This is a genomic window from Natrinema soli, assembly GCF_028618695.1.
The window spans coordinates 1-1588 of sequence record NZ_JAQIVI010000067.1 but is presented as its reverse complement, the minus strand read 5'-3'; the positions used below and the strand labels follow the sequence as shown (position 1 = coordinate 1588).

2 protein-coding genes are annotated in these 1588 nt (G+C 65.9%); both read right to left on the bottom strand.

Going from position 1 to position 1588, the window contains the following annotated elements:
• A partial coding sequence (locus tag PGX04_RS04185) for an alcohol dehydrogenase catalytic domain-containing protein (RefSeq protein WP_273737358.1) occupies positions 1 to 450 on the bottom strand: 450 nt, incomplete at its 3' end.
• 197 nt (positions 451 to 647) lie between these two features.
• The coding region (locus PGX04_RS04180) for an aldehyde dehydrogenase family protein (RefSeq protein ID WP_273737357.1) at positions 648 to 1588 on the bottom strand (941 nt) is incomplete at its 5' end.

Below are 1588 nucleotides of genomic sequence, written 5' to 3'. Positions count from 1 at the left end.
CGCGACCTCGGCGGGATCGACCGATTCGGGAACCGTTACGAGGTTTTGATCTGCGTTCCGGACGGGGTACTCCTCGGCGAACGCGCCCTGCTGGAAGGGGACGAAGCCCATCGGCACCGATTTCTCGCAGATGTTCGCTCGACCCTCCCGGCAATGCGGACAGGTCCCGTCGCTCAGGTTGAACGGGTTCGTGACGAGGTCGCCCTCGCTGAAGCGCTCGACGCCGTCGCTGACCTCGACGACCCGGCCGACGGGCTCGTGTCCGAAGATCAGTCCCGGCGTGGGCATCAACCCGATCCAGTCCCAGTCGCCCTGCCAGGCGTGCCAGTCGCTCCGACAGATGCCGCAGGCTTCGGTTTCGACGACGACGCCGTTTTCCTCGCACTCCGGCCGGTCGACTTCCCGTATCTCGAGGGGTTCGTTCGCTCCCTGGAAGACTACTGCTTTCACGGCTACTCGAACGACGCCCTCGACCATAAATATAATGATTAATAATTATATACTCTGGAGTAGCTGTCGCTGACGGGATGTCCGACAGCCGTTTCAGCCCGATTCGGAGCGGGTCTCGGTCGACCCCGACTCCCATCGAAACCAGATTCCGCCGAAACCGGGTCTCGCCGAAACCGAGTTCCGCCGAAACCGAGCGTTCAGCCCATCTTCGGAACGCCGCCGAGGTTCACTTTGACCGTCTTCACCTGCGAGTAGTCCTCGAGCGCCTCCTCGGCGAGCTCTCGGCCCGTACCGCTCTCCTTGTAGCCGCCGTGTGGTGCCGGATCGAAGAGGTCGTTGTAGGTGTTGACCCAGACCGTCCCCGCCTCGAGTTCGGCCGCGAACTCGTGGGCCGCGCCGAGGTCCGTCGTCCAGACGCCCGCGGCGAGCCCGTACGACGTGTCGTTGGCCCGCTGGAGAACCGCATCGCGGTCGCTCCACTCGAAGACTGAGAGCACGGGACCGAACACTTCCTCGCAGCCGACGCGGTCGTCGCCCACGTCGGTGAGTACCGTCGGCTGGACGAACGGAGCTCCCTCGAGGTCGTCGCCGACCGCGTCGTTCTCGCCGCCGGCACACAGCGTCGCGCCGTCGGCGACGGCATCGTCCACGAACTCGCGGACGGTCGACTGGTGGGTGTGATCGATCATCGGCCCGACGTCGGTCGTCGGACCGAGCGGATCGCCGACGGTGAGGTCGCTGATCGCGTCGCGCAGGCGCTCGAGGAACTCGTCCCGGATCTCCTCGTGCAGGTAGAGCCGCGAGCCGGCGGTACACTGCTGGCCGGAGTTGAAGAAGATGCTCACGAGTACCCCCTCGATCGCCTGCTCGAGGTCGGCGTCGGGAAAGACGATGTTCGGGCTCTTCCCGCCGAGTTCGAGCGACGTCGGCGTGATCGTCTGCGCGGCGCTCTCGAGGGTGGCGACGCCCGACGCGTGAGAGCCGGTCAGGCTCAGTTTGTCGATACCGTCGTGGGCGGTCATCGCCGCGCCGACGTCCTCGCCGCGACCAGTGACGACGTTGACCGTTCCGGGCGGAAGGACGCGATCGCAGACCCGCGCGACCTCGAGCGACGAGAGCGTGGCTCGCTCAGACGGTT